Source organism: Meinhardsimonia xiamenensis (genome assembly GCF_900102905.1).
GTDB lineage: Bacteria > Pseudomonadota > Alphaproteobacteria > Rhodobacterales > Rhodobacteraceae > Meinhardsimonia > Meinhardsimonia xiamenensis.
In genome coordinates this window covers 407,948-432,380 of the sequence record NZ_FNFV01000001.1, presented here as the reverse complement: position 1 = coordinate 432,380, position 24,433 = coordinate 407,948, and the positions used below count along the sequence as shown (strand labels likewise).

23 protein-coding genes are annotated in these 24,433 nt (G+C 67.3%); 14 read left to right on the top strand and 9 right to left on the bottom strand.

Annotated elements, in window-relative coordinates:
* Positions 1–20: 20 nt before the first annotated feature.
* Together BLQ14_RS02095 and BLQ14_RS02090 are read left to right on the top strand one after the other, a co-directional pair.
* Complete coding sequence (locus BLQ14_RS02095) at positions 21–1,346, top strand: UDP-glucose dehydrogenase family protein (RefSeq protein WP_092497687.1); 1,326 nt, start codon at positions 21–23, stop codon at positions 1,344–1,346.
* Positions 1,347–1,351: 5 nt separating this feature from the next.
* Positions 1,352–2,335 (top strand): quinone oxidoreductase family protein, encoded by a 984-nt coding sequence (locus BLQ14_RS02090; protein ID WP_092497685.1) that lies wholly within the window; start codon positions 1,352–1,354, stop codon positions 2,333–2,335.
* Between the two features lie 23 nt (positions 2,336–2,358).
* On the opposite strand, the gene BLQ14_RS02085 is transcribed toward BLQ14_RS02090, so the two are convergent.
* Together BLQ14_RS02085 and BLQ14_RS02080 are read right to left on the bottom strand one after the other, a co-directional pair.
* The gene (locus tag BLQ14_RS02085; RefSeq protein ID WP_092497683.1) at positions 2,359–3,231 is read right to left on the bottom strand and encodes a DUF2189 domain-containing protein; all 873 of its coding nucleotides are present in this window, start codon (positions 3,229–3,231) and stop codon (positions 2,359–2,361) included.
* A gap of 148 nt (positions 3,232–3,379) precedes the next feature.
* The gene (locus tag BLQ14_RS02080) at positions 3,380–4,018 is read right to left on the bottom strand and encodes a ribonuclease T2 family protein (protein ID WP_092497681.1); all 639 of its coding nucleotides are present in this window, start codon (positions 4,016–4,018) and stop codon (positions 3,380–3,382) included.
* Positions 4,019–4,139: 121 nt separating this feature from the next.
* Here BLQ14_RS02080 and BLQ14_RS02075 point away from each other — a divergent pair, with 121 nt between their 5' ends.
* The 4 genes from BLQ14_RS02075 to BLQ14_RS02060 are packed head-to-tail and all read left to right on the top strand — an operon-like array spanning position 4,140 to position 6,334.
* Complete coding sequence (locus BLQ14_RS02075; protein ID WP_092497679.1) at positions 4,140–4,898, top strand: DUF1013 domain-containing protein; 759 nt, start codon at positions 4,140–4,142, stop codon at positions 4,896–4,898.
* A 53-nt stretch (positions 4,899–4,951) separates the two neighbouring features.
* Positions 4,952–5,623 (top strand): CDP-diacylglycerol--glycerol-3-phosphate 3-phosphatidyltransferase, encoded by a 672-nt coding sequence (gene pgsA / locus BLQ14_RS02070; protein ID WP_092497677.1) that lies wholly within the window; start codon positions 4,952–4,954, stop codon positions 5,621–5,623.
* Entirely contained in the window at positions 5,620–5,868 is a 249-nt protein-coding gene (gene moaD, locus BLQ14_RS02065; RefSeq protein ID WP_092497675.1) for a molybdopterin converting factor subunit 1, read from the top strand. Before pgsA ends, moaD begins: the two co-directional genes overlap by 4 nt.
* A 13-nt stretch (positions 5,869–5,881) precedes the next feature.
* A complete protein-coding gene (locus BLQ14_RS02060; RefSeq protein ID WP_092497673.1) occupies positions 5,882–6,334 on the top strand; it encodes a molybdenum cofactor biosynthesis protein MoaE in 453 nt (150 codons plus the stop codon).
* Here the strand turns inward: BLQ14_RS02060 and BLQ14_RS02055 are convergent.
* On the bottom strand, positions 6,315–9,257 hold the full coding sequence (locus BLQ14_RS02055; RefSeq protein ID WP_245656849.1) for an error-prone DNA polymerase: 2,943 nt from the start codon (positions 9,255–9,257) through the stop codon (positions 6,315–6,317). The two genes, BLQ14_RS02060 and BLQ14_RS02055, sit on opposite strands and share 20 nt — an antisense overlap.
* Here BLQ14_RS02055 and BLQ14_RS02050 point away from each other — a divergent pair.
* Positions 9,244–10,440 carry an SPOR domain-containing protein gene (locus tag BLQ14_RS02050; protein ID WP_143004452.1) on the top strand — a complete coding sequence of 399 codons (1,197 nt, stop codon included), beginning with the start codon at positions 9,244–9,246 and terminating at the stop codon, positions 10,438–10,440. The two genes, BLQ14_RS02055 and BLQ14_RS02050, sit on opposite strands and share 14 nt — an antisense overlap.
* Positions 10,441–10,443: 3 nt before the next feature.
* On the opposite strand, the gene BLQ14_RS02045 is transcribed toward BLQ14_RS02050, so the two are convergent.
* Positions 10,444–11,463, bottom strand: a complete 1,020-nt coding sequence (locus tag BLQ14_RS02045) for a hypothetical protein (protein WP_092497669.1) — start codon at positions 11,461–11,463, stop codon at positions 10,444–10,446.
* A 166-nt stretch (positions 11,464–11,629) separates the two neighbouring features.
* On the bottom strand, positions 11,630–13,261 hold the full coding sequence (locus BLQ14_RS02040; protein ID WP_092497667.1) for an AMP-binding protein: 1,632 nt from the start codon (positions 13,259–13,261) through the stop codon (positions 11,630–11,632).
* Positions 13,262–13,353: 92 nt separating this feature from the next.
* Here BLQ14_RS02040 and BLQ14_RS02035 point away from each other — a divergent pair, with 92 nt between their 5' ends.
* Together BLQ14_RS02035 and BLQ14_RS02030 are read left to right on the top strand one after the other, a co-directional pair.
* On the top strand, positions 13,354–14,328 hold the full coding sequence (locus BLQ14_RS02035; RefSeq protein WP_143004451.1) for a DMT family transporter: 975 nt from the start codon (positions 13,354–13,356) through the stop codon (positions 14,326–14,328).
* The gene (locus tag BLQ14_RS02030) at positions 14,325–14,972 is read left to right on the top strand and encodes a sulfotransferase family 2 domain-containing protein (protein ID WP_092497663.1); all 648 of its coding nucleotides are present in this window, start codon (positions 14,325–14,327) and stop codon (positions 14,970–14,972) included. The genes BLQ14_RS02035 and BLQ14_RS02030 overlap by 4 nt, the downstream gene beginning before the upstream one ends.
* A gap of 7 nt (positions 14,973–14,979) precedes the next feature.
* Here BLQ14_RS02030 and BLQ14_RS02025 read toward each other — a convergent pair whose 3' ends face one another.
* Both BLQ14_RS02025 and hemN read right to left on the bottom strand, forming a co-directional pair.
* Positions 14,980–16,386 (bottom strand): FAD-binding oxidoreductase, encoded by a 1,407-nt coding sequence (locus BLQ14_RS02025; RefSeq protein ID WP_092497661.1) that lies wholly within the window; start codon positions 16,384–16,386, stop codon positions 14,980–14,982.
* A gap of 81 nt (positions 16,387–16,467) precedes the next feature.
* Positions 16,468–17,823 carry an oxygen-independent coproporphyrinogen III oxidase gene (gene hemN, locus BLQ14_RS02020; RefSeq protein ID WP_092497659.1) on the bottom strand — a complete coding sequence of 452 codons (1,356 nt, stop codon included), beginning with the start codon at positions 17,821–17,823 and terminating at the stop codon, positions 16,468–16,470.
* A 64-nt stretch (positions 17,824–17,887) separates the two neighbouring features.
* On the opposite strand from hemN, the gene fnrL reads away from it, so the two are divergent.
* On the top strand, positions 17,888–18,634 hold the full coding sequence (gene fnrL / locus BLQ14_RS02015) for a transcriptional regulator FnrL (RefSeq protein ID WP_092497658.1): 747 nt from the start codon (positions 17,888–17,890) through the stop codon (positions 18,632–18,634).
* A 160-nt stretch (positions 18,635–18,794) separates the two neighbouring features.
* On the opposite strand, the gene BLQ14_RS02010 is transcribed toward fnrL, so the two are convergent.
* Positions 18,795–19,634, bottom strand: a complete 840-nt coding sequence (locus BLQ14_RS02010) for a universal stress protein (protein WP_092497656.1) — start codon at positions 19,632–19,634, stop codon at positions 18,795–18,797.
* Positions 19,635–19,893: 259 nt separating this feature from the next.
* Between BLQ14_RS02010 and ccoN the strand changes: the two genes are divergently transcribed.
* The 4 genes from ccoN to ccoP are packed head-to-tail and all read left to right on the top strand — an operon-like array spanning position 19,894 to position 23,349.
* Positions 19,894–21,492 (top strand): cytochrome-c oxidase, cbb3-type subunit I, encoded by a 1,599-nt coding sequence (gene ccoN / locus BLQ14_RS02005; RefSeq protein WP_092497654.1) that lies wholly within the window; start codon positions 19,894–19,896, stop codon positions 21,490–21,492.
* A 14-nt stretch (positions 21,493–21,506) separates the two neighbouring features.
* Positions 21,507–22,238 carry a cytochrome-c oxidase, cbb3-type subunit II gene (gene ccoO, locus BLQ14_RS02000; protein WP_092497652.1) on the top strand — a complete coding sequence of 244 codons (732 nt, stop codon included), beginning with the start codon at positions 21,507–21,509 and terminating at the stop codon, positions 22,236–22,238.
* A 14-nt stretch (positions 22,239–22,252) separates the two neighbouring features.
* Positions 22,253–22,456, top strand: coding sequence for a cbb3-type cytochrome c oxidase subunit 3 (locus BLQ14_RS01995; RefSeq protein WP_092497650.1), 204 nt, complete (start codon positions 22,253–22,255; stop codon positions 22,454–22,456).
* Positions 22,456–23,349 (top strand): cytochrome-c oxidase, cbb3-type subunit III, encoded by an 894-nt coding sequence (ccoP, locus tag BLQ14_RS01990; RefSeq protein ID WP_092497648.1) that lies wholly within the window; start codon positions 22,456–22,458, stop codon positions 23,347–23,349. Before BLQ14_RS01995 ends, ccoP begins: the two co-directional genes overlap by 1 nt.
* A 153-nt stretch (positions 23,350–23,502) precedes the next feature.
* Here the strand turns inward: ccoP and BLQ14_RS01985 are convergent, their stop codons facing one another.
* Positions 23,503–24,153 (bottom strand): hypothetical protein, encoded by a 651-nt coding sequence (locus BLQ14_RS01985; protein ID WP_092497646.1) that lies wholly within the window; start codon positions 24,151–24,153, stop codon positions 23,503–23,505.
* Positions 24,154–24,433: the final 280 nt, after the last annotated feature.

The window sequence follows — 24,433 nt, the reverse complement described above, 5'->3', positions numbered from 1 at the left end:
TGCCGAACGGAGCATTTCTCATGCGCATTGCAATGGTCGGGACAGGTTATGTGGGCCTCGTCTCGGGAACGTGTTTTTCGGACTTCGGCCATGAGGTCGTCTGCGTTGACCGCGACCCGGCCAAGATCGACATGCTGCGGGCGGGCAAGGTGCCGATCTACGAGCCCGGCCTTGACGAACTGCTTGCACGCAACAGCCGCGAGGGGCGCCTTTCCTTCACCACCGATCTTGCGTCGGCGGTGGACGGGGCCGATGCCGTCTTCATCGCGGTCGGTACGCCCACGCGGCGCGGCGACGGGCACGCGGACCTGAGCTATGTGATGGCTGCGGCCGAGGAGATTGCCCGCGCGCTCACCGGCTATACCGTGGTGGTCACCAAGTCCACCGTGCCGGTCGGCACCAACCGCAAGGTGGCCGAGGCGATTGCCCGCGCCAACCCCGAGGCCGAGTTCGACGTGGCATCGAACCCCGAATTCCTGCGCGAGGGCGCGGCGATCGACGACTTCATGCGCCCCGACCGGGTGGTGGTCGGCGTCGAATCCGACCGCGCCGCGAAGGTGATGGCCGAGATCTACCGGCCGCTCTATCTGCGCGACTTCCCCATCGTCACCACCGATCTCGAATCGGCGGAGATGATCAAGTACGCCGCCAACGCCTTTCTGGCCACCAAGATCACCTTCATCAACGAGATCGCCGCGCTGTGCGAGCGGGTCGGCGCGGATGCGAAGGAGGTCGCCCGCGGCATCGGACTCGACAACCGGATCGGCCCCAAGTTCCTGCACGCAGGTCCGGGCTTCGGCGGCTCGTGCTTTCCGAAGGACACGCGCGCGCTCGCCCGCATCGGGCAGGAGCATGCTGTGCCCATGCAGATCGTCGAGACGGTCATCAAGGTCAATGACGAGGTCAAGCGGCGCATGATCGACAAGATCGTCGATCTCTGCGACGGCTCGGTGAACGGGCGCCGCGTGGCCGTGCTCGGCGTCACCTTCAAGCCCAACACCGACGACATGCGCGAGGCGCCATCTCTCACCATCGTGCCCGCGCTGGTGGGCGGCGGGGCCAAGGTGCGCGTGGTCGACCCCCAGGGTCGGCGCGAGGGGGAGGCGCTCCTGCCCGGCGTGGAGTGGCTCGACGACCCCTACACCGCGGCCGAGGGCGCCGATGCGCTGGTGATCCTGACCGAGTGGAACGCCTTCCGCGCGCTTGACCTCAGGCGGCTCGCCCAGGCGATGGCGCATCCGCGCATGGCCGATCTGCGCAACATCTACGACCCCGAAGACGCGCGCGCGGCAGGCTTTGAGGCCTATGTCGCCGTGGGCCGGGGGACAGCACCGAAGCAGGAGTGACAGGGATGGCCGAGACAGCGAAGACCGTCATCATCGAGGAATTCGGCGGGCCGGAGGTGCTCAGGATCGTCGAGCGCGAGGTGGGCGAGCCCGGCCCCGGCGAGGTGCGCATCCGCCACAAGGCCATCGGGCTCAACTTCATCGACATCTACCAGCGCACCGGCCTTTACCCCCTGAAGCTCCCTGCCGCACTCGGCATGGAGGGCGCGGGCGTGATCGAGGCGGTGGGCGAGGGCGTGACGCACCTCAGACCGGGCGATCGCGCCGCCTATGCCTCGGCCGTGCCGGGCGCCTATGCGGAGGCGCGCGTGCTGCCCGCCGCGCAAGTCTGCCCGCTTCCCGAGGGCATCAGCTTCGAGGAAGGGGCGGCGATGATGCTCAAGGGGCTGACGGTGCAGTATCTCTTCGAGCGCACCCACCCCATTTCGAAGGGCGACTTCGTGCTCTTCCATGCTGCCGCCGGGGGCGTGGGGCTCATCGCCTGCCAGTGGGCGAAGTCCGAGGGCATCCGGCTGATCGGCACCGCCGGCTCGGCCGAGAAGTGCCGCCTCGCGCTCGAGCATGGCGCCGAGCACTGCATCAACTACCGCGAAGAAGATTTCGTCGCCCGCACCCGCGAGATCACCGGCGGCCGCGGCGTGCCCGTGGTGATGGATTCGGTCGGCAAGGACACCTTCGACGGCTCGCTGGACTGCCTCGAGCCGCTTGGCATGATGATCAGCTTCGGGAATGCCTCGGGGCCCGTGCCGCCCTTCAACATCGGAATGCTTGCTCAGAAGGGCTCGCTGAAGCTGACGCGGCCGACGCTCTTTACCCATATCGGTGACTTCGAGACCTGCCAGGCGATGGCGCGGCGGCTCTTTGACAAGGTGCTGAAGGGCGAGGTGAAGATCGACATCGCCCAGCGGTTCCCGCTCGAGAAGGTGGCCGATGCCCACCGCGCCCTGGAAGCGCGGCAGACGGTCGGCCAGACGATCATCACCGTGTGAGGTGTCCCGCGTGAGCGGCGGGCTCAGGTCGGCCGTACCGCCCGGCGGTAGAGGTGCCAGGTGGCATGCCCGAGGATCGGCAGCACGACAATCAGGCCGATCAGTGCCGGCAGCGCGCCGAGCGCGAGGGCAAGCGAAACGATGAGGCCCCAGGTGGCAATCACGCGCGGGTTCTCGCGCGTCACGCGCAGCGAAACGGCCACCGCCGCCGGAACGCCGACAGGGCGATCGACCAGCAGCGGGAAGGAAACCACGCCGACGGCCAGCGCGATGGCGGCGAAGACGAAGCCAACCGCGAATCCGATGACGATCATCGCCCAGCCGGCCGGCGTGGTGAAGACCTCGCGCACGAAGCTCTCGAGCGATGCCGGGGGCTCGGGACCGAGCGTGAGCGCGTAGATCGCCGCCGCGGCGAGCATCCATGCCAGGAACAAGGCGAAAAGACCCAGTCCCAGAACGAGCACTGCAATAAAGCCGGGGCGCGTCACGACAGCGAGGGCGGTTGCCCAATTGACGGGCTCGCCGGCCTCGGCGCGCCGGCTCATCTCATAAACTCCCACAGCCGCCGCAGGGCCGAGCAGGGCGAAACCGGCCAGCATAGGAAAGATCAGCGGCATCAGCTCCAGGCGCAGGCCGAAGCCCACCAGAAGAAGCCCGATGACCGGGTAGAGTGCGACGACAAACATCACGTCGCTGCGGAACCTAGCGAAATCGCGCGCGCCTGCCCGCAGAGCGGCGCGCAGATCGGCCATGGTCAGCCTGCATGTGCGGATGGAATCCGCGGCGCCCGCGGGGCTACCGATGCTGGCGATCGCCTCGCTCACCCATTTCGCGCCGCGCTCCAGCGCCTGCGCGGCCACCGAGCCGGGGTTTCCGATCGCGTGACGTTTGGACATGGCATCTCCTCCTCACGGCCGGACTTCCGGACGGCCCGGGAGCAGACGCCGGCCCGTGTCCCGGGCCTGTGGCGCTAGAATACCACGGCCGGGCAGAGCGCGTGATCAAATCGCAGCGAGCCCGGACGGCAGGAGACGGCTCGCCGCTTCACTCGATCGGCTCGAGAAGGGCATCCTGAAGCGGGCAGTCGCGCGCCACATCGGCACTGCAGGCGCGCGGCTCGAGCTCGCGCGTGAGGCAGATGCGCACCTCATGGATGCGCCCCGCCTTGCAGGTGACGGTGACCATGTCAGGCGAGAGCGCGGGATTGGCCTTCAGGAAGGCCTCCTCCACCACCGCCGCCGGCAGCTTGACCGGCCGGTCGAGGCGGCGAAAGACCTCGGGCTTCCCGATCCTCTCCCACGCATGCCGCGCAAGGGCGAAATAGTCGGCCGGGTCCAGCCCCGTGCAACGGCCGTGCTTCTTCCACTGGTGCCAGGCGGAGCCCGGGCTGCCCATGATGTCGGCCATGCCGGCGGTCTCGCCGCGGGAGGGGTTGCGCGCGCTCGTGCGACACCACGCGGGCCAGCCCTCCTCGTATTGCGGCCAGAGCCCGTGCAGAACCCAGCCGAAATCGGCGTTCTCCTTGCACTGGGGCGAGCCGCGCGCGTCGCCCTCGAGCGCACACCATGTGGGCGACCAGCTCAGCGCCAGCACGTAGTAGTCGAAATCCCCTGCCCGCTCGCCATCGGCGCGGGCCGGCAGCGCGGCGGCGAGGATGATCCAGAGTGCCAGGATCCAGCGCATTTGCCCTTTTCTCCCTCCCGTCGCGCGACTATATAGGCGGCAATCCCCGAAAGCGAGGATGAGGCCCGAAGCGGCCGGCCGTTTCCACGGCACAGGAGAATTGCATTTCAGGAGCCCTGACATGGCGAAACCGATCATGGCAAAGGCGACGGCCGTCTGGCTGATCGACAACACCACGCTGACCTTCAAGCAGATTGCCGATTTCTGCGGCCTGCACGAGCTTGAGGTGCAGGGCATCGCCGACGGCGACGTGGCCCAGGGCGTCAAGGGTTTCGACCCGATCGCCAACAACCAGCTCGATGCCGAGGAAATCCGCAAGGGCGAGGCCGACCCCACCTATCGGCTGAAGCTCAAGTACAACCCCGCCGCCGTTGGCGAGGAAAAACGCCGCGGCCCGCGCTACACGCCGCTTTCCAAGCGGCAGGACCGCCCGGCGGCGATCCTGTGGCTGGTGAAGTTCCACCCCGAGCTTTCGGACGCGCAGATTGCCAAGCTCATTGGCACGACCAAACCCACGATCCAGTCGATCCGCGACCGCACCCACTGGAACATTGCCAACATCCAGCCCATCGACCCGGTGGCGCTGGGTCTGTGCAAGCAGTCCGAGCTTGACGCGGCGGTGCAGAAGGCGGCGGCGAAGAAGGCCAGGGAAGGCGGCGTTCTCTCGGACGAGGAGCGGCGCAAGCTCGTCTCCACCGAGCAGTCGCTCAGCATGGAGCCGGAACCGCGCATTCCCTCGGCAATCTCCGGGCTCGAGACATTCTCGCTCTCCGACCCGCGCGACGAGTCCGAAGCGGACGATGGCGAGGCACTGCCCGACGCCGACAGCCTGTTCAACCTCCCGGACTCGGCCCCGGACGAAGACGACGAGCAGCGCTGAGTTCCGCCGCGCGCCCCCTTTCCGCCGGCGGCGACGCGGGTTAGGAAGGCGCCATGCGCTGGACCCTGCCCAATACCCTCACCGTGCTGAGGCTGGCCTCGGCTCCCGTCATCGGGCTGTCGTTCCTGTTTCTCGCCCGCCCCTGGGCCGACTGGCTGGCGGTGATCCTTTTTGTCGCTGCCGCCGTGACCGACTACATCGACGGCCGGCTTGCGCGGCTGTGGGGGCAGGTCTCGGCCTTCGGCGCCATGCTCGACCCGATCGCCGACAAGGCGATCGTGGCGATCTCGCTGATGATTCTCGCCGGTCTCACCGGCCTCAACCCGTGGATCGTGGTTCCGGCCGTGGTGATCCTGTTCCGCGAGGTCTTCGTCTCGGGGCTGCGCGAGTATCTCGGCGACCGCGCCCATCATGTGAAGGTCACCAACCTCGCCAAGTGGAAGACCACCGTGCAGATGGTGGCGATCACCGTGCTTTTCGCACAGGGGCTCTTCGTCCACTATTTCGGAATGCACAGCTTCGGCATGGATGCGGAGATGGTCGAGCGCATCCTTGCCGGAGAAGAGCGTGACGTGATGGGGCTGCGCTGGAAACATGAAGGCGCGATGGTGAGCTACTACGGCGGCACCGCGCTTCTGTGGCTGGCGGCGGGTCTGACGGCGATCACCGGGTGGGATTACTGGCGCAAGTCGGTGCCGCTTCTGAGAGAGGCAGACGCGGAATGATCGAGGTTCTCTATTTCGCCTGGGTGCGCGAGCGCATCGGCATCCCCCGCGAAAAGGTGGAGACGGAGGCCGAGACGGTGGCCGAGCTCGTGGGTGAGCTCGCCGCGCGCGAGGCGCGCTATGCAGCGGCATTTGCCGACCTCTCCGCGCTTCGGGTGGCGGTGGATCAGGAGCTTGCCGACTTCGACGCGCCGCTCAAGGGCGCGCGCGAGGTCGCCTTCTTCCCGCCCATGACGGGCGGCTGACCGGGGGCGGAGCATGGCCGAGATCCGCATCCAGACCGAGCCGTTCGCGCAGGGTGCCGAGCTTGAGCGCTTCACCGAAGCTGTGACAGGCGCGGGGGCGGTGGTGAGCTTCACCGGCATCGTGCGTGACGAGGGCGGGACGCTTGCCGCCATGGAGATCGAGCACTACCCCGGCATGACCGAGCGCGCCATCGGCAGGATCGCGGCCGAGGCCGAGGAGCGCTGGCACCTTTCGGGCTGTCTCGTCATCCATCGCCACGGGCCCATGCGGCCGGGCGAAGCGATCATGATGGTCGCCACTGCCGCGCCGCACCGGGCCGATGCCTTCGCCGCGGCCGAGTTCCTGATGGATTACCTCAAGTCGCGCGCGCCGTTCTGGAAGCGCGAGATCACCGCCGAGGGCGAAGCCGCCTGGGTGGCCGCGAAGGAAGAGGACGAGGACGCGCTCAGCCGCTGGCAGCCGTGAGGCGCCCGCGCGCGGGTTCGGCGCCAACGGGCGGGCTTCCATCGGGCGGGGTGAGCAGATGGCGCAACAGCGCCATCGGATGCGCCCTCAGCGTCAGCCGCAGGGCAACGTAATCCTCCACCACCTCCTCGGCGAGGCTCATCGCGGGCAGATGCGCGGCGGGCTCCATGATCCCCTCGCCATCGAGGTCGCCGGCAAAGAGCGGCAGCTCGCCCCCCTTCGCCAGCGCCTTTGCCGCCCAGAGCGCCTCGCGCCGGCTCACCCCCAGAGAGGCGAAGGCGTCGGCCTCGGCCAGCACGCGCAGCGTGGCCGGCCCCACCCCCGCGCGGCGCCAGACATCCTCCACGGCCGTGTAGCCGTTGCCGCGCGCGGCCACGATCCAGCGCGCGTCCTCCTCCCGCAGGGCGCGGATCTGGCGAAAGCCGAGGCGCAGCGCGAGCCCTCCGCGCCCGTCGGGCTCCATCACATTGTCCCAGTAGCTGGCGTTGATGCAGACGGGGCGCACCTCCACCCCGTGCTCGCGCGCATCGCGCACGATCTGGGCAGGCGCGTAAAACCCCATCGGCTGGGAGTTGAGAAGCGCGCAGGCGAAGATGCCGGGGTGATGGCACTTGAGCCAGGCGCTGGCATAGACGAGCAGCGCGAAGCTCGCCGCATGGCTTTCGGGAAAGCCGTAGGAGCCGAAGCCCTCGATCTGCGAAAAGCAGCGCTCGGCGAATTCGGCATCATAGCCGTTCGCCGCCATGCCGCGCATGAAGCGGCCCCGGAACTCGCTGACCGAGCCATGCTTCTTGAAGGTGGCGAGCGAGCGGCGCAGCCGGTCGGCCTCTTCCGGCGTGAAGCCCGCGCCGATGATGGCGATCTGCATCGCCTGTTCCTGAAACAAGGGCACGCCCAGCGTCTTGCCCAGCACCTCGCCCAGCGCGTCGGACGGAAAGCGCACCTCCTCCTCGCCGTTCCTGCGCCGCAGATAGGGGTGCACCATGTCGCCCTGAATGGGGCCGGGGCGGATGATCGCCACCTCGATGACGAGATCATAGAAGCAGCGTGGCCGCATCCGCGGCAGGAAGTTCATCTGCGCCCGGCTCTCCACCTGAAAGACGCCAAGCGAATCGGCCCGGCAGAGCATGTCGTAGACGGCCGGATCCTCGGGCGGCAGCGTCGCGAGCGTGTAGTCGATGCGGTGATGCTGGCGGATCAGCTCGAAGGCCTTGCGGATGCAGGTGAGCATGCCGAGCGCGAGGATGTCCACCTTGAGGATGCCGAGCGCGTCGATGTCGTCCTTGTCCCATGAGATGACGGTGCGGTCCTCCATCGCCGCATTCTCCACCGGGCAGAGCTCGTCAAGCCGGCCCTCGGTGATGACGAAGCCGCCCACATGCTGCGACAGGTGGCGCGGAAAGCCGATGATCTCGCGCACGAGCGCCAGCGTCTGTGAAAGCCGCCGGTCGGCGGGGTCGAGCCCGATCTCGCGCAGCCGCGCCGCCTCGAGGCCTTCCGAGGAGGAAAACCCCCAGAGCTGAGAGGAAAGCGCGGCGATGGTGTCCTCCGAAAGCCCCATCGCGCGGCCGACCTCGCGCACCGCGCGCTTGCCCCGGTAGTGAATGACGGTCGCGCACAGCCCCGCCCGGTGCCGGCCGTAGCGCTCATAGATGTGCTGGATCACCTCCTCGCGGCGCTCATGCTCGAAATCCACGTCGATGTCGGGCGGCTCGTCGCGCGCCTCGGAGACGAAGCGCTCGAACACCATCGAGCCGATCTCGGGGCTGACGGCGGTGATGCCAAGGCAGTAGCAGACCACCGAATTGGCCGCCGAGCCCCGCCCCTGGCAGAGGATGCCGCGCGAGCGGGCGAAGGCGACGATGTCGCGCACGGTGAGGAAATAGGGCTCGTAGCCGAGCTTGCCGATCAGCGCGAGCTCGTGCTCGAGCATCGCCCGCACCCGCTCGGGCGCGCCCTCGGGGTAGCGCCAGGCAAGCCCCTCGCGGGCGAGCCGGGCCAGCCGCGCCGCCGGGCTCTCGCTCCCGGCGATCTCGGAAGGATACTCGTAGCGCAGATCGTCGAGCGCGAAGCCGCAGCGCGCGGCGATCTCGGCCGAGCGCTCCACCGCCGCCTCGTGACCGGCGAAGATGCGCCGCATCTCCGCCTCCGAGCGCAGCCGCTCCTCGGCATTGGCGCGCGCGGCGCGGCCGAGCTCATCCACCCGGCAGCCAAGCCGGATCGCGGTGAGCACATCGACAAGCCGCCGCCGGCTGGCGCGGTGCATGATCGGCGCGGCACTGGCCACGGTGGGCACGCCAAGCTCGGCCGCAAGCGCGGCGTGGGCGGCGAAACGCGCGCGATCCTGCCCGTCATAGCGCGGCGCCATCCGCAGCGTCACCGCCGCCCCGAAGCGCCGCACCAGCCGCCGCGCCCCGGCCCGCCAGTGAGGCGTGACCTCCGCCGGGGGGTGGAGGAGAAGCTCCATCCCCGCGCCCCATTCCAGCAGATCATCGAGGGTGAGCCGGCAGGCGCCCTTGGGCGCGCGCAGCCGCCCGCGCGAGATCAGCCGGCAGAGCCGCCCCCAGCCCCCCCGGTCGCGCGGCAGGGCGGTGACGGAAAAGCCATCCTCCATGACGATGCGCGCGCCTGGAATGACCCGCGGCACCGTCTCGACATCCGCCGAAGGGGGCTTCGGGATATGCGCCGGTCGTGGCGGGCCGATCAGCGGCGCCGCCCGCCGCGCGGCAACCTCACGGGCGATCTCGCGCGCGGCCACATGCGCCCGCACCACGCCCGCGACCGAGTTCACATCCGCCACCGCCAGCGCCCCGATGCCCAGCTCCGCGGCGCGCGCGACGAATTCCTCGGGGTGCGAGCCCCCCGTGAGAAAGGTGAAATTGGTGGTCACATCGAGCTCGGCAAAGCCCATGGCGACTCGCATGTTCCTTTTTTGTTCTCTCTGCGACTCTGCCGCCCCCGCCGCCCGAGTCAAGCGCACCCGGCCATTCAGGCGCCCAGCCCGACACAATCCCCTTTACTGGCTGGGGTTTGTCGGGCATCCTTCCACAAGATCTGGTGGGGGCCACATCATGCGGACGATTTGGACGGCTTTATTGCCAATAATTGCGGTCATTCTCGGCAGCGCGCCGGCGATGGCTCAAACCCTGCGCAATGACGACGGGCCGGCCGAATACCCGCCGGCGAGCTACACCGGCCGGCAGTACGTGGACAGCCGCGGCTGTGTCTATGTGCGCGCAGGCTTCGACGGCGCGGTGACCTGGGTGCCGCGCGTCGACCGCCAGCGCAGGCTCATCTGCGGCCAGACGCCCACCTTCGCCACCGCCAGACCGGCCGAGCCCCCCGCCCCCACGCCACCGCGCGTGACCGAACCGCCGCGCCGGACCGCAACGGTCACAACCGCGCCCGCCCCGAAAACCGCAACGCGTCCGCGCCCAACGACGAGCGCAAAAGTGCAACCCGCGCCCGTCAAGATGGCACCAGCACCGGTGAAGCCGAAGTCTGCCGCCCCGGCGAAGGCGCCCACCGCCACCACTGCCTGCCCCAACGTCTCACCCGCGGCCCAACCCTATCTCAAACCCAATCCGCGCTATCCGGTCCGTTGCGGGCCGCAGGCCGAAGACCCTTACGGCGGCATCCAGCACATTCAGGGAAGCGCCGTGCCCATCGCCCCGCCGCCGGGCTACCGCAGCGCCTTCAAGGATGACCGCCTGAACCCCAACCGCGGCCGGGGAACGCCGGAAGGCGAGGCGCAGATGGCGCAGATCTGGACGAACACCGTCCCCCGTCGCCTCGTCACCCAATCCGCCTCTCGAGGCACAAAGGTGGTCATCGCCGGAAAGACACCCACGCCCGCCACAACGGCTCCCGCAGCCCAAGGCGCCGCCTATGTTCAGGTCGGAACCTTCGCCGTTCCCGCCAATGCGCGAAACGCCGCGCGGGCGCTGCAGGCGAATGGGCTGCCCGTTCGCGTCGGCAAGACGCGGCTGCGCGGCAAGCCGGTGCAGATCGTGATGGCCGGCCCCTTCGCCTCCGACGCCGAAATTGCCGCCGCGCTGAAGCTGGCGCGCCGGGCCGGCTTCGCCGATGCCTTCGCGCGGCGCTGAACCTCAGCCGCCGCAGATGCCTTGCAGGGCGACCCACTGGAAGTCGCTGAGCACGGGGCGGGCGTCAGCCGGCGCCACCGGATCGGCCTCGATCAGCGCAAGCGTGCTCTCTCCGGTAATGTCGAGCGCCAGGGCGTAAGGCGTCGCCGGCACGCCGGCAGCGGCGAAACCCGCAAGAAGCGCTTCGGGCGCCACCGGCAGCGGCGCGGAACGCGCAACGGTTTCGGCGTGATGCGCCAGATCGGCCGTTGAAAGGTCGCCCGTGACCATCAGCCGCAACGCGGCAAAGGCGCCCAGATCCTCCAGAAGCCATTGCAGCGGATCGCGCATGTCGCGCCGCACGTCCTCCGCAAGCACGAAACCCGCCAGCACCGCCGGATCATCGTGATCCTCGACCACCGACCGATCGAGAACCATGATCCCCCCGGGCAGCGACGCGCTCTGCACCACACCGCCCGGCAGGATCACGATCCGTCCGGGCCGGCCTGCCCGCAGACGCCGCTGCACCGCGTCGAGGGCACGCAATCCCTCGGCGGTGCGGCAAGGTGGCCCGCCGACCCGCGCCAGAGCGGCAAGCATCCTCTCGCCGAACTCGGCGCGCCTTGCATCGGGCAACGCCGCCACCGCCCGGGCGATCATGGCGTCGGGCAGCCAGAAGACAGCGCCAAGGCTGATCACCGCCAGAAACGCGCCGAGCACCACGCGCCGCAACCGCCCGGGGCGCGGCCGCGTGCGGGCCACCGCCCGCCGCACGCGTTCGAGCGCGGCAATCATCTGGTCGTCATCTATCTCGAGCGTGTCCGGCGCGTCACCGCCCGGCCCGAACAGGGCCTGCGGGCCGCCGCGATCAAGCCGCCGTATCGCCGCCAGCGACCAGTGCGCCAGGGCGCGTCCGGCGGTATCGCTCAGCGTGAGGCTGGAACTTCCCAGCGAAACGATCACTTCCCGCCGCTGCTCACCCGGCGCAGGCCGCCAAAGCCCGGTTGCCTCAAGCCTCTGATATTTCTTCAGCGCCGTCGCCATGTCGGCATCCGTCCTGCCCGAACGTCACGCTTCCTGCCCGGCTCAGCCTACCGCAGCCCCGCCGCGGGCGGAACGGCTGCGAAGCCTTTGCCCCCAGCCTCTCTCACCCTGGGCCAAATACCCTCGCCGAAGGCACCGCGCGCCAGCGCGGTTCGCCTCGCGCCGCTCAAAGCTCCGCCGCGATCTTCCTCAGCTCGAACTTCTGGATCTTGCCCGTGGATGTCTTGGGCAGCTCCCGGAAGACCACGCGCTTGGGCGTCTTGAAGCCCGCAAGCCGCGCGCGGGCGAAGGCGATCAGCTCCTCCTCGGTCGCGCTTGCACCCGGCTTGAGCTCGACGAAGGCACAGGGCACCTCGCCCCATTTCTCGTCGGGCTTCGCCACCACCGCGCACAGCAGCACCGCCGGGTGCCGCATGAGCGTGTCCTCCACCTCGACCGACGAGACGTTCTCGCCACCCGAGATGATGATGTCCTTCGCGCGATCGCGGATCTTCATGTAACCGTCGGGATACTGCACCGCGATGTCGCCGGAGTGGAAGTATCCACCCGCAAATGCCTCCTCGGTGGCTTTCGGATTCTTCAGATACCCCTTCATCACGCAGTTGCCGCGGATCATGATCTCGCCCTGCGCCTCGCCATCCATGGGAATCTGGGTCATGGTCTCGGGATCCATGACCGTAATGTCCTCCATCATCGGCATGGCGACCCCGGTGCGCCCCTTGATGGTGTAGCGCTCCTCGCGGGGCAGATCGTCCCACAGGTCGGGGCGCCAGAGGCATTCGGTGACATGGCCGTAGGTTTCGGTGAGGCCGTAGACCTGGGTGACGTTGAAGCCCAGCGGCTCGATCGCCTCGAGGGTGGCCACCGGCGGCGGGGCGCCGGCGGTGAAGACCTCGACCACATGATCGAAGGGCCGGCGCTCCTCCTCGCTTGCATTGATGATCATGTTGAGCACGATTGGCGCGCCGCCGAAATGGGTCACGCCCTCGTCGGCGATGGCATCATAGATGCCCTTTGCCGTGACGTTGCGCAGGCAAATCTCGGTGCCGCCCACCAGCGGCATCATCCAGGTGTGGTTCCAGCCGTTGCAGTGAAAGAGCGGCACGATGGTCAGATAGCGCGGGAAAAGCCGCATCTGCCAGCTCACCACCGTGCCCATGGTCATCAGATACGCCCCGCGGTGGTGATAGACCACGCCCTTCGGCCGGCCAGTGGTGCCGGAGGTGTAGTTGAGCGCAAGGCTCTCCCACTCGTCCTCGGGCATCACCCACGCAAACGCCGGATCACCGGAAGCCAGGAAGTCCTCGTATTCGGTGTAGCGCCCCGTGGCGGGGAATCCCGCCTGCTCGTCAGCCACCTCGATGATGAGCGGCCCCTCGCCTTCCATCGCCTCCTTCGCCGCTTCGGCGAGCGGCAGGTACTGGGTGTCGCACAGCACCACCCGCGCCCCGCCGTGGGAGAAGATGTAGGCCACCGTATCCACATCGAGGCGGATGTTGATGGTGTTCAGCACGCCGCCCATGGCCGGCACGCCGAAATGCGCCTCGGCATGGGCGGGCACGTTCGGCAGGAGTGTCGCCACCACCTCGCCGGGTTTCACGCCGAGCTTCGTCAGCGCCGAGGCAAGCCGCGTGCAGCGCTCATGATACTGTGCATAGGTCCAGCGCCGTGCACCATAGACAAGCGCCTCGCGGTCGGGAAACAGCCGCGCAGCACGGTTCAGATGCGACAACGGCGTAAGGGGCACAAAATTCGCCCTGCGCTTGTCAAGCCCGGTTTCGTCCGCCATCCAGCCCATGCAATCCTCCCCTCGCAGCGTGAGCGCGGCAGATATCGCGCGCAAGACAGACTTTCACCATGCTGACACGCGTTTGAAAAGGGAAGCAATGCATGCATCCTGAGGCTGGGACAACACACATGGTCTCGCAAGGCAGCCCGATCGAGGCGAGCGGCGCCGTTCTGGCGGCGATGGCGGTGATCTCCCTGACCGACTCGCTCGTCGTGACGATCACGGGCCATGCGGGTCTTTGGCAGTTTCATCTGCTGCGCGCGCTGTGCGCCCTGCCGCTGATCGCGCTTGCCGCCCGTCTCGCGCGACTACGTCTCAGGCCCCTCGCACCGGCCGCCGTGGCGCTGCGGTCGCTTCTGCTCTCGGGCGCGATGCTCTTCTATTTCGGCGCCCTCGCCTTCATGCCGGTGGCGGAGGCCGCGGCCGGGCTCTTCACCGCGCCGATCTTCGTGGTGGTGATTTCCGCGTTCGCCTTCGGCGTCCGTCCCGGCTGGCGGCGCATCGGCGCCATCGTCCTCGGATTTTCCGGCGTTCTCCTGGTTCTGCGTCCCGAGCTGGGCGGCGGCAGCGCAGCCAGATTCATGCCACTGGCCGCGGCGCTGCTCTACGCGCTTTCGGCCATTGTCACGCGCCGGCTCTGCCACCGGGAGAGCACGCCAGCTCTTCTGGCGGGCTTCTTCGCCGCCATGGCGGCATGGGGCGCGCTCGGCTGCGGGCTTCTCGCCCTGCTTGCCCCGCCCGTGCCTGAAGGTCCGGCGGGCTTCCTGCTGCGCGCCTGGGGCCCGACCGATGCCGGCCTCCTTCTCCGCATCGCCGGGCTTGCGCTCGGCGCGGTCATTGGCGTTGGCCTCATCACCCGTGCCTATCTTCTGGCGGAAACGTCCCTCGTCGCGGGCCTTGAATACTCCATGCTGGTCTTCGCCGCCTTCTGGGGCTGGCTCCTCTGGGGGCAGGTTCCGGGCCTCCTTGAAGCGGCAGGAATGACACTCATCCTCTGCTCGGGCGCGCTGCTCACGCTCTCGGCGCGGCGGGCCGAGTTGCGCGACGCCGCGGTGCCGGCGGAGGCCGCGCCATGATCATCTCGCGCGGGCGGCGCTACATCTTCGTGCATATCCCCAAGACGGGCGGCACGGCGCTGAGCCTCGCGCTCGAGGCGCGCGCCATGGCCGACGACATCCTCATCGGCGACACGCCGAAGGCGCGGCGGCGGCGCCGGCGGCTTCGGGGCTTGAAAACGGCCGGCCGGCTCTGGAAGCACTCTCGCCTCGCCGACATCCGCGGCCTTGTCAGCGACGAGGAGATCGCCTCCTTCTTCGTCTTCACGCTGGTGCGCAACCCGTGGGACAGACTGGTGAGCTACTACCACTGGCTGCGCGAACAGAGCTTCGACCACCCCGCCGTGACCACCGCCAGGCGCCTCGACTTCGCCGCCTTCCTGCGCGATCCGGCCATGCAAAGGGCAATCCGCAATTCGCCCTACGCCGCCTACGTCACGGACGCCTCGGGGCGCGAGCGTTGCGACCTCTGGCTTCGGCTCGAACACCTCGCGGAGGATGTGAAGAGCCTCGAGGCCCGGCTCGGCCTGCGGCTCGGCGAGATCCCGCATGTCAACCGCTCGAAACGCGCCGCGGACCATCGCGGCTACTACGACGCGGCCACGCGCGATCTCGTCGCCGAGCTCTGCGCCGAGGACATCGCGCGTTTCGGCTACCGCTTCTGAGCGTGCCTCACGGCAGCACCTTGCCGGGGTTCAGAATGCCCCTGGGGTCGAGCGCGGCCTTCACCGCCCGCATCACCTCAAGCGCCACCCTGTCCTTGCGCCGCGCCATCGAGGGCTTCTTCGTCAGCCCGATCCCGTGCTCGGCCGAGAAGCTGCCGCCGAGCGCGAGCGCCACATCCTCCACCGCCTCCATGATGGCGTCGAGATGGGCAGGCTCGTCGCGCCCCGGCCAGACGGTATAGTGAATGTTGCCGTCGCCCAGATGTGCCACGGTGATCGCCTCGGCCTGCGGATCAATCTGCGGTAGCACCTCTTCCATGCGCTCAAGGAAGGTCTCCACCTTGTCGAGCGGCACCGCGACATCGTTGTTGACGAGCGGCAGCCTCGTCAGCGCCACCTCCGCCGCCGCCTCGCGCCGCGCCCACATCTCCGCCCGCTGCGCCTCGTTCTGCGCGATCACCGCGTCAAGAACCTCGCCTTCGGCCATCGCCTCGCCGAGCTCATGCTCGAGCAGCGCGGCAAGCGGCACCGTGCCGTCGGGCAGGCGCGTGGCGTCGCGTTCCGCGGCACTGGCAAGCTCGACGAGAATGTTCACCTCGTGCGGCTCGGCGAACGGTGGACGCGCATCGGGGAATTTCTCCAGATGATGGCGGATGTAATTGCCCGGCATGTATTCGAAGGCCTCCACCGCCCCGCCCGAGGCCGACTGCAGCCGGTTCAGGAGCCTCAGCGCGGCCGAAAGCGAGGGCACCGCCACCATCGCCGTGGCCCGCGCGCGCGGCGCCTCGACGAGCTTCAGAACCGCACGCGTGATGACCGCAAGCGTGCCTTCGGAGCCGATGATGAGGTCGCGCAGGTCATAGCCCGAGTTGTCCTTGTGCAGCTCGGTCATCAGGTTGAGCACCCGCCCGTCGGCAAGCACCGCCTCAAGCCCGAGGCACTGCGCGCGCGTGTTGCCGTAGCGCAGCACGTTCGAGCCCCCGGCGTTGGTGGAGAGAATGCCGCCGATCATCGCACTGCCGCGCGCCCCGAAGAAGACGGGAAACGCCAACCCATGCGTGGCCGCCGCCTCATGCAGCGCCGAGAGCACCACCCCCGCCTCCACGATCGCAAGCCGCGCCTCGTCGCGAATCTCGAGGATGCGGTTCATGCGCGCGAGCGACAGCATGATCGCGCCTTCCGCATGCGTGCCGCCCGAAAGCCCGGTATTGCCCGACACCGGCACCACCGGCACCCCTTCGGCCGAGGCCAGCCGCATCACCGCCGAAACCTCCGCGGTGGAAGCCGGGCGCACGACCGCCAGCGGATGCGAGTGGTACCGCCGCGTCCAGTCCTCGATGAAAGGCGCCATGTCGGCGCCGGTCAGCACCGCCGCCTCGCCAAGTTCCGCGCGCAAACGGCTGACGATGTCCATGCCCGTTCCTCCCCGCTGCAACTGCGGCATCCGTCATAACCGCCTGCAGGAAGGGCGCAAGCCACCCCGCAGCGGCGGGCCTCAGATCGCCGGGCTGTGGCCCGAGGCGGCCATCTCGTAGGCATCGAAGTGGCGCGCTACCATCCGCGCAAGCGGCCGCGCCTGCGGCTCGATCCACAGCCGCCCGCCGTCGAGATGCACAAGCCCCTCGAAGGCTTCCTCTATCCCGCTCGCCATGGCGCGCGCCTGTGCCGGCGCCGCACCATTGGCACGCGCCAGCGCGTCGAGATTGGCCTCGAAGTCGCACATCAGCCGCTCGATGATCGCCGCGCGCAACAGATCCTCGCCCTCAAAGCGGTGCCCGCGCGCCGTCGCCAGCCGCCCCCCGCGCACGGCGGCCTGGTAGCGCGAGGTGACCGCATCATTCTGTGCATAACCCTGCGGGTAGCGCGAGATCGCCGAGGCGCCGAGTCCGATCAGCGTGTCGGAGGTGTCCTCGGTATAGCCTTGGAAGTTGCGCCGCATCCGGCCCTCGCGTGCCGCCACGGCAAGCGAATCGCCGGGCCGCGCGAAATGGTCGATGCCGATCTCCTGATAGCCATCCCACAGGAAGAGCTGGCGCGCGGTCTCGAAAAGCTCGAGCCGCTCCTCGGGCGAAGGCAGCGCTTCGGTGGGGATGAGCGTCTGGCGCTTGGCCATCCACGGCACATGGGCATAGCCGAAGAGCGCCACCCGGTCGGGCGAGAGCGACAGAAGCAGCTGCACGCTTTCGGAGATGCGCTCCACCGTCTGGTGCGGCAGCCCGTAGAGGATGTCGACATTGAGGCTGTCGATGCCGGCGGCGCGCAAGCGTTTAACCGTGTCGCGGGTGATCTCGTAGCCCTGCGGCCGGCCGATCGTTTCCTGAATCTCCGGGTGAAAGTCCTGCACCCCGATGGAGGCGCGGTTCATGCCCGCCGCCGCGAGGGCATCGATGCGCGCCTGATCCACCTCGCACGGGTCGATCTCCACCGAGAATCGCGCCCCGGGCGCGAGCGGCGCCATCTCGAAGATCGCACCGGCAAGATCGGCGATCATGTCGGGCTCGAGCAGCGTCGGCGTCCCCCCGCCCCAGTGCAGATGCTCGATCCTCACCCCCTCGGGCAGCATCGCGGCGACGAGCGCGATCTCCTTCTTCACCGTCTCGAGATAGGCGCGCACCGGGCTCGATGTCGCCGTGCCCTGGGTGCGGCAGGCGCAGAACCAGCACAGCCGCCGACAGAACGGCACATGCACATAGACCGACACCGACCCACCGGCCGGAATCGCGCGGACCCAGCCTTCGGTATCGGCCGGGCCCACCGCATCGGAGAAATGCGGTGCCGTGGGATAGCTCGTGTAGCGGGGCACCCGCGCGTCAAAGAGACCGAGGCGCCTGAGTTGCGAGTGGCTTGTCATTGGAATAGCCTTGCCGGAGTCAGGCGGGATCTTCCTTGATCCTGATCAAACCGGGAGCCGGACCATGGGCATCGCGAACCTCGCCTTTGATCGCAAGAGTTGCGGCTCCTGCCCCATCCGCCACCGCGCGGTGTGCGCCCGCTGCAATGACGAAGAGCTCGCCGAGCTCGAGACGATGAAGACCTACCGCAGCTACGAGGCGGGCCAGCCCGTGGCCTGGGCGGGAGATCCGCTCGAGTTCGTCGCTTCGGTCGTGGTCGGCGTCGCCACGCTCAGCCAGACCATGGAGGACGGGCGCACCCAGATGGTCGGGCTCCTGCTGCCCTCAGACTTTCTCGGCCGTCCCGGGCGGGATCGTGTCGCCTTCGACGTCACCGCGGTGACCGACCTGACGCTCTGCTGCTTCCGCCGCAAGCCCTTCGAGGAGTTCATGGCGCGCACGCCGCATGTCTCGCAGCGACTTCTTGAAATGACGCTCGACGAACTCGACGCGGCCCGCGAGTGGATGCTGATCCTCGGCCGCAAGACGGCGCGCGAGAAGATCGCCAGCATGATTTCCATCATTGCGCGGCGTGAAGCGGCAATGCAGAAGAAGGCCGCCACCGACGGCTTCGGCTTCGAGCTGCCGCTCACGCGCGAGGCGATGGCCAACTATCTGGGCCTGACGCTCGAGACGGTCAGCCGCCAGATCTCGGCCCTGCGCCGGGACGGGGTCATCGCCCTCGAAGGCAATCGCCGGGTACACATCCCGTCCTTCGAGGCGCTCCTGCATGAGACCGGAGACGACTCCGACGGAGGCATGCCGGCCTGAACGCCTGTTCCATCATCCTGGTGGAAATACCCCGGGGGTGCGGGGGCAGCGCCCCCGCTCCGCCCCCTGCGCGAGCTTGGTTCCGCCCGGTCGGCGCGACGGGTCGGCTTCGTCGTTCCCGCCCGCGCGCGTCAGCGCGCCCGAGCGCGCCCGATGGCGCTCAGTGCGCCATGAGCACCGGAATGTCCGCATTCTCGAGCACGTTGCGGGTGGCACCGCCGAGAATCGACTCGCGAAAGCGCGAATGGCCATAGGCGCCCATCACCAGAAGCTGCGCGCCAACGTCGTCGCAGTGGCGCAAGAGCACGTCGGACACCCGCGGCAGCGTCTTGGCCAGCACCGCCACCTCGGGCTTCACCCCATGGCGTGACAGCATCAGCGAAAGCATCCCGCCGGGGTCGGAACGATCCGGCCCGTGAGCCGGAGGCTCGACGATGGCGATGGACACGTTCTCGGCCGCCTGCAACAGCGGCAGCGCGGCCCGCACCGCCGTCAGGGCCTCGCTCGACTCGTTCCAGCCGATCACCACCGTCCCGAGCTCATCGGGGAATTCCTGCCCGTCCGGCATCACCAGAACCGGGACATGCCCATTGAACAGGGCTGCCTCGATGATCGCCTCGTTCTCGTGGCCCCGCTTCTCCCCGTAGGGCTTGGGCAGCACCACCAGATCGGCAAACCGCACCGCGTGAGCGATGAAGGGAGTAAGGCTCGCGAGCTGGGCCGTTACGGTCTGAAGGCCCCAGAGAATGTCGGTGCCGTCAAGTTCACGCCGCACCCGTTCCTCGATCGCCTCGGCATCCTTCTGCGCCTGCGCCAGATTGTCCTGAATGATCATCGCCTCGGCGGCGCTGAAATAGAAACCGGGCTGGGTGCGGTCGAGACCGAGGCAGATCACCTCAAGATGCCCCTCCTCCCGCCGCGCCAACTTCTCGCCGGCACGCAGCGCGGCGACGTCCGCGTCAAAGTCCGTGATCACCGTCACGATCGTCTTGTAGGCCATCGTGCCTGCTCCTTCCGCGTTCAACTCCCCCTTGCCCCGGTTGCCGCATCCTGCCGCCGGGCACATGGCGTGACTGTTCACTTTCGATCTGGGGGCGTCATTGACCTCGATCAAGGGGACCGGGCGCGCCGCCAGACGCGGGATCCCCCGCTTGACATGGATCAATGCGCCGCCCCGCCCTGCGCGGGCAATTGGGCCTGCCAACAGCCTCCGGGAACCGGTGCGCCGGCGATTCGGGGCGTCAGGAAGGAACGTGACGATGTGGGACTACATCAAGCTGGCATTGCTGGGGGTGATCGCCATCCTCGCGGCGATCGCCACGAATTTCGCGCGCGACCTGGCCTATCAGGTTCACGCCATCATCGTGCTCGCCGTCGCGGGCGGGCTTTTCGTCTGGTATCTGCGCCGGATCGGCGAGCCGAAGCCCGCCCCCGAGACGGGCTACATGGACGGCCCCGTCCGCGCCGCGGTGATCGCCACGGCGTTCTGGGGCGTGGTCGGCTTTCTGGCCGGCACCTTCATCGCCTTTCAGCTCGCCTTTCCGCAGCTGAACTTCGAGTGGGCGCAGGGCTATCTGAATTTCGGCCGGCTGCGTCCGCTACACACCTCGGCGGTGATCTTCGCCTTCGGCGGCAGCGCGCTTCTCGCCACATCCTTCTATGTGGTGCAGCGCACCTCGGCGGCGCGGCTGTGGGGCGGCAACGCGGCTTGGTTCGTGTTCTGGGGCTACCAGCTCTTCATCGTGCTGGCGGCGACCGGCTATCTGCTCGGCTCGACCCAGTCCAAGGAGTACGCCGAGCCCGAGTGGTACGTCGACTGGTGGCTCACCATCGTCTGGGTGGTGTATCTGGCCGTCTTCCTCGGGACGATCATGAAGCGCAAGGAACCCCACATCTACGTGGCCAACTGGTTCTATCTAAGCTTCATCGTCACCGTGGCGATGCTGCATGTGGTCAACAACCTGTCGATTCCGGTGTCGATCTGGGGCTCGAAATCCGTGCAGGTCTTCGCCGGGGTGCAGGACGCCATGACCCAGTGGTGGTACGGCCACAACGCCGTGGGCTTCTTCCTGACCGCCGGCTTCCTCGGCATGATGTATTACTTCGTGCCGAAACAGGCCGAGCGCCCCGTCTACAGCTACAAGCTGTCGATCGTGCACTTCTGGGCGCTGATCTTTCTCTACATCTGGGCCGGCCCGCACCACCTGCACTACACCGCGCTGCCCGAATGGGCCTCCACCTTGGGCATGGTGTTCTCGGTGATCCTGTGGATGCCGAGCTGGGGCGGCATGATCAACGGCCTGATGACCCTCTCGGGCGCCTGGGACAAGATCCGTACCGACCCGATCATCCGCATGATGGTGATCTCGATCGGCTTCTACGGCATGTCCACCTTTGAGGGCCCGATGATGTCGATCAAGGCGGTCAACTCGCTCAGCCACTACACCGACTGGACGATCGGGCACGTGCACTCCGGCGCGCTCGGCTGGAACGGCATGATCACCTTCGGCGCGCTCTACTTCCTCGTGCCGCGGCTGTGGAACCGCGAGCGGCTCTACTCCATGAGCCTCGTCAACTGGCACTTCTGGCTCGCCACCATCGGCATCGTGCTCTACGCCGCCTCGATGTGGGTCACGGGCATCATGGAAGGGCTGATGTGGCGCGAGGTGGATGCGCAAGGGTTCCTCGTGAACTCCTTCGCCGACACGGTGGCCGCCAAGTTCCCGATGTACGTGGTCCGCGGTCTTGGGGGGGTGCTCTACCTCACCGGCGCGCTGATCATGGCCTACAACCTCTGGATGACCGTGCGCAGATCCCCGGCGAAGGCCGAGGCTCCTGCCATGGCACCGGCTGAATAAGGAGGGCCGGAGACATGGCCTTGCTCGACAAGCACAAGATCCTCGAGAAGAACGCGACGCTTCTTCTGATCTTCTCCTTCCTCGTTGTCACCGTCGGCGGCATCGTGGAGATCGCCCCCCTGTTCTATCTCGAGAACACCATCGAGAAGGTGAAGGGGGTCCGGCCCTACTCGCCCTTGGAGATGGCGGGGCGGGAAATCTACATCCGCGAGGGCTGCTACGTCTGCCACAGCCAGATGGTGCGCCCCATGCGGGACGAGGTGGAGCGCTACGGCCACTACAGCCTCGCCGCGGAGTCGATGTATGATCATCCCTTCCTGTGGGGCTCGAAGCGCACCGGGCCGGATCTCGCCCGGGTCGGCGGGCGCTATTCGGACGAATGGCACCGCGACCACCTCTACGACCCGCAGTCGGTGGTGCCCGAGTCGGTGATGCCGAAATACGGCTATCTCGAGCACCGCATGCTGGATCCCGAAAAGATCCACATCGCGGATCTGATGCGCACCAACCGGCTCGTGGGCGTGCCCTACACCGACGAGATGATCGAGATGGCAGAGGAGGACTTCCGCGCCCAGGCTGACCCCGACGCCGACCATGACGGGCTTCTCGAGCGCTACCCCGGCGCCCAGACCCGCAACTTCGACGGCCGGCCGGGCATCTCGGAGACGGATGCGCTGATCGCCTATCTTCAGGTGCTGGGCACCATGGTGGACTTCTCCACCTTCCAGCCTGATCCGACGCGCTGAGGAGGGAGGAAAGCATGGAAACCTATTCCCTTCTGCGTGAATTCGCCGACAGCTGGTTCCTGCTGGTGCTGTTCGCCTTCTTCATCGGCACCGTGATCTGGGCCTTCCGGCCCGGCTCCGGCCCGATCCACCGTGACAGCGCCGAGATCCCCTTCCGGCACGAGGACAGACCCGCCTCCGATCTGGAGGACGGCGCCGCAGCAAAGGAGGCGCGGTGATGAGCGACAAGACGACAGAAAAGAAGAGCGAACAGGGCTACGGCACCACCGGCCATTCCTGGGACGGCATCGAGGAGTGGAACAACCCGCTGCCGCGCTGGTGGCTGTGGACCTTCTACGCCACGGTCATCTGGGGGCTGATCTACACCATCCTCTACCCCGCATGGCCGCTCATCGACCGGGCGACGCCGGGACTCCTCGGCTACAACAGCCGGCTCGAGGTGCAGGAGCAGATCGAGGCCTTCAAGCGCAAGAATGCGGCACTTGAGGAGAAGCTCGCCTCCATCGATCTCAACGAGATCAGGAGCGACGCCGACCTCTACAACTACGCCATCCGCAGCGGGGCGGCGGTCTTCCGCACCAACTGCGCGCAGTGCCACGGCTCCGGCGGGGCGGGGGCGAAGGGCTACCCGAACCTGCTCGATGACGAATGGTTGTGGGGCGGCACCATCGAGGAAATCGCCTATACGGTCCACCACGGTATCCGCAACGAGCAGTCGCCTGACGCGCGCTGGTCGGAAATGCCGGCTTTCGGACGCGATGAGATCCTCGACGAAGAGCAGATCGCGAATGTTGTCCACTACGTGCTGAAGATCTCCGGCCAGAACCATGACGCGGCCATGGCGGCGGGAGGCGAGCAGGTCTTCCTCGACAACTGTACTTCATGCCACGGCGAGGACGGCAAGGGCGATCCGTCCGTGGGGGCGCCCGACCTGACCAACGCCATCTGGCTCTACGGCGGCGACGAGGCAACTCTGACCGAAACCGTGACCAATGGTCGTTTCGGCGTAATGCCCGCGTGGCACGAGGAGTTCCGCCCCGCGGGCGGCCTCACCGACAGCCAGGTCAACGCCGTCGCGGCCTACGTCCACCAGCTCGGCGGCGGTCAGTAACACAAGAGCTTCCGGCGGCGTCCCCGCCGCCGGATCGGGCGCCGGCTCCGGATCCTGTTCGCGCGTTTTTCCGGGGCCGGCGCTTTTCCTGTGCCAAAGGGGGAAGGCTTCTCACCTCAGCCGCGGCACGGCGGGCAAAGAAGACAAACTGCGCTAATTCGTCGCCTTCTTGAGAACGAGCGCAGCCATCGGCCTTATTAACTTTTCACCGTGGTAGTCCTCATAGACCAAATCCCCTCGTTTGAGGTCGGGCGCAAAAACGGCAAAGGCGTCAAAATTCTCGTTGCAGTGCCGAACCAACCTGTCGAACAGTTCTTCCGCGCGGGTCCGGTAAAAACGATTTGGAGGCATCAGCTCCTCCGTACAGGTCGGCACAATAAAACCGCCAAACAACGGGGTTACACTTTGAGGATCCTCGAAAATATCATCAAGATTTATGCTCTCGACCTGCTCCCTCGCCCGAGCAAACTTGCCAGATTCTACATTCGGAAAAGTGCGTGTTTGTGGGGTTACCTTTTTGTAGATCTGCTTCATCTCAATTACGTAATCATGATCATCGGACGCAATATATACATCGAACCTTCCACGCCTTTCTGAGGCCATTCTTTTTACGTTATGCTCAGCAACAGAAATCCACTCATCAATCATGTTTACAGCAGAAATGAAAAGCGACGTGTTCGCCCCCTCGGAAAAGTCGAAAGCCCCCTCGTCTACAATTCTCGAGTACCTCTCATGAAGGATGCACCAATTCTTCATGACTTTGTCCATCCCGGGAAGCTCCGGGCTTGCGAATGCCTCTCTCATATCTCCCTCCGCGCCAATTAAACCTTGACGATAAAGCGCGTACACCACTGCGCGCATTGATGGCAAGAAGCCCGGACTGAACGCGGCAAGCGATCCAAAGCCGAACGAGCGAGCTGAAGCCCTGGCGAAAGGGGACGGCCCGAGGGCTCAATGCCGCCGTATTGTGACAGGCGCCGGCCCGATCCGAAATGCCTGCGCGATCATGCCTTTCTCCCCCAACGAAAAGCTGCGGCAGAGATGCTTGATTCAGGTCAAAGACCCTTGCCCCCGTGAGTGCCAG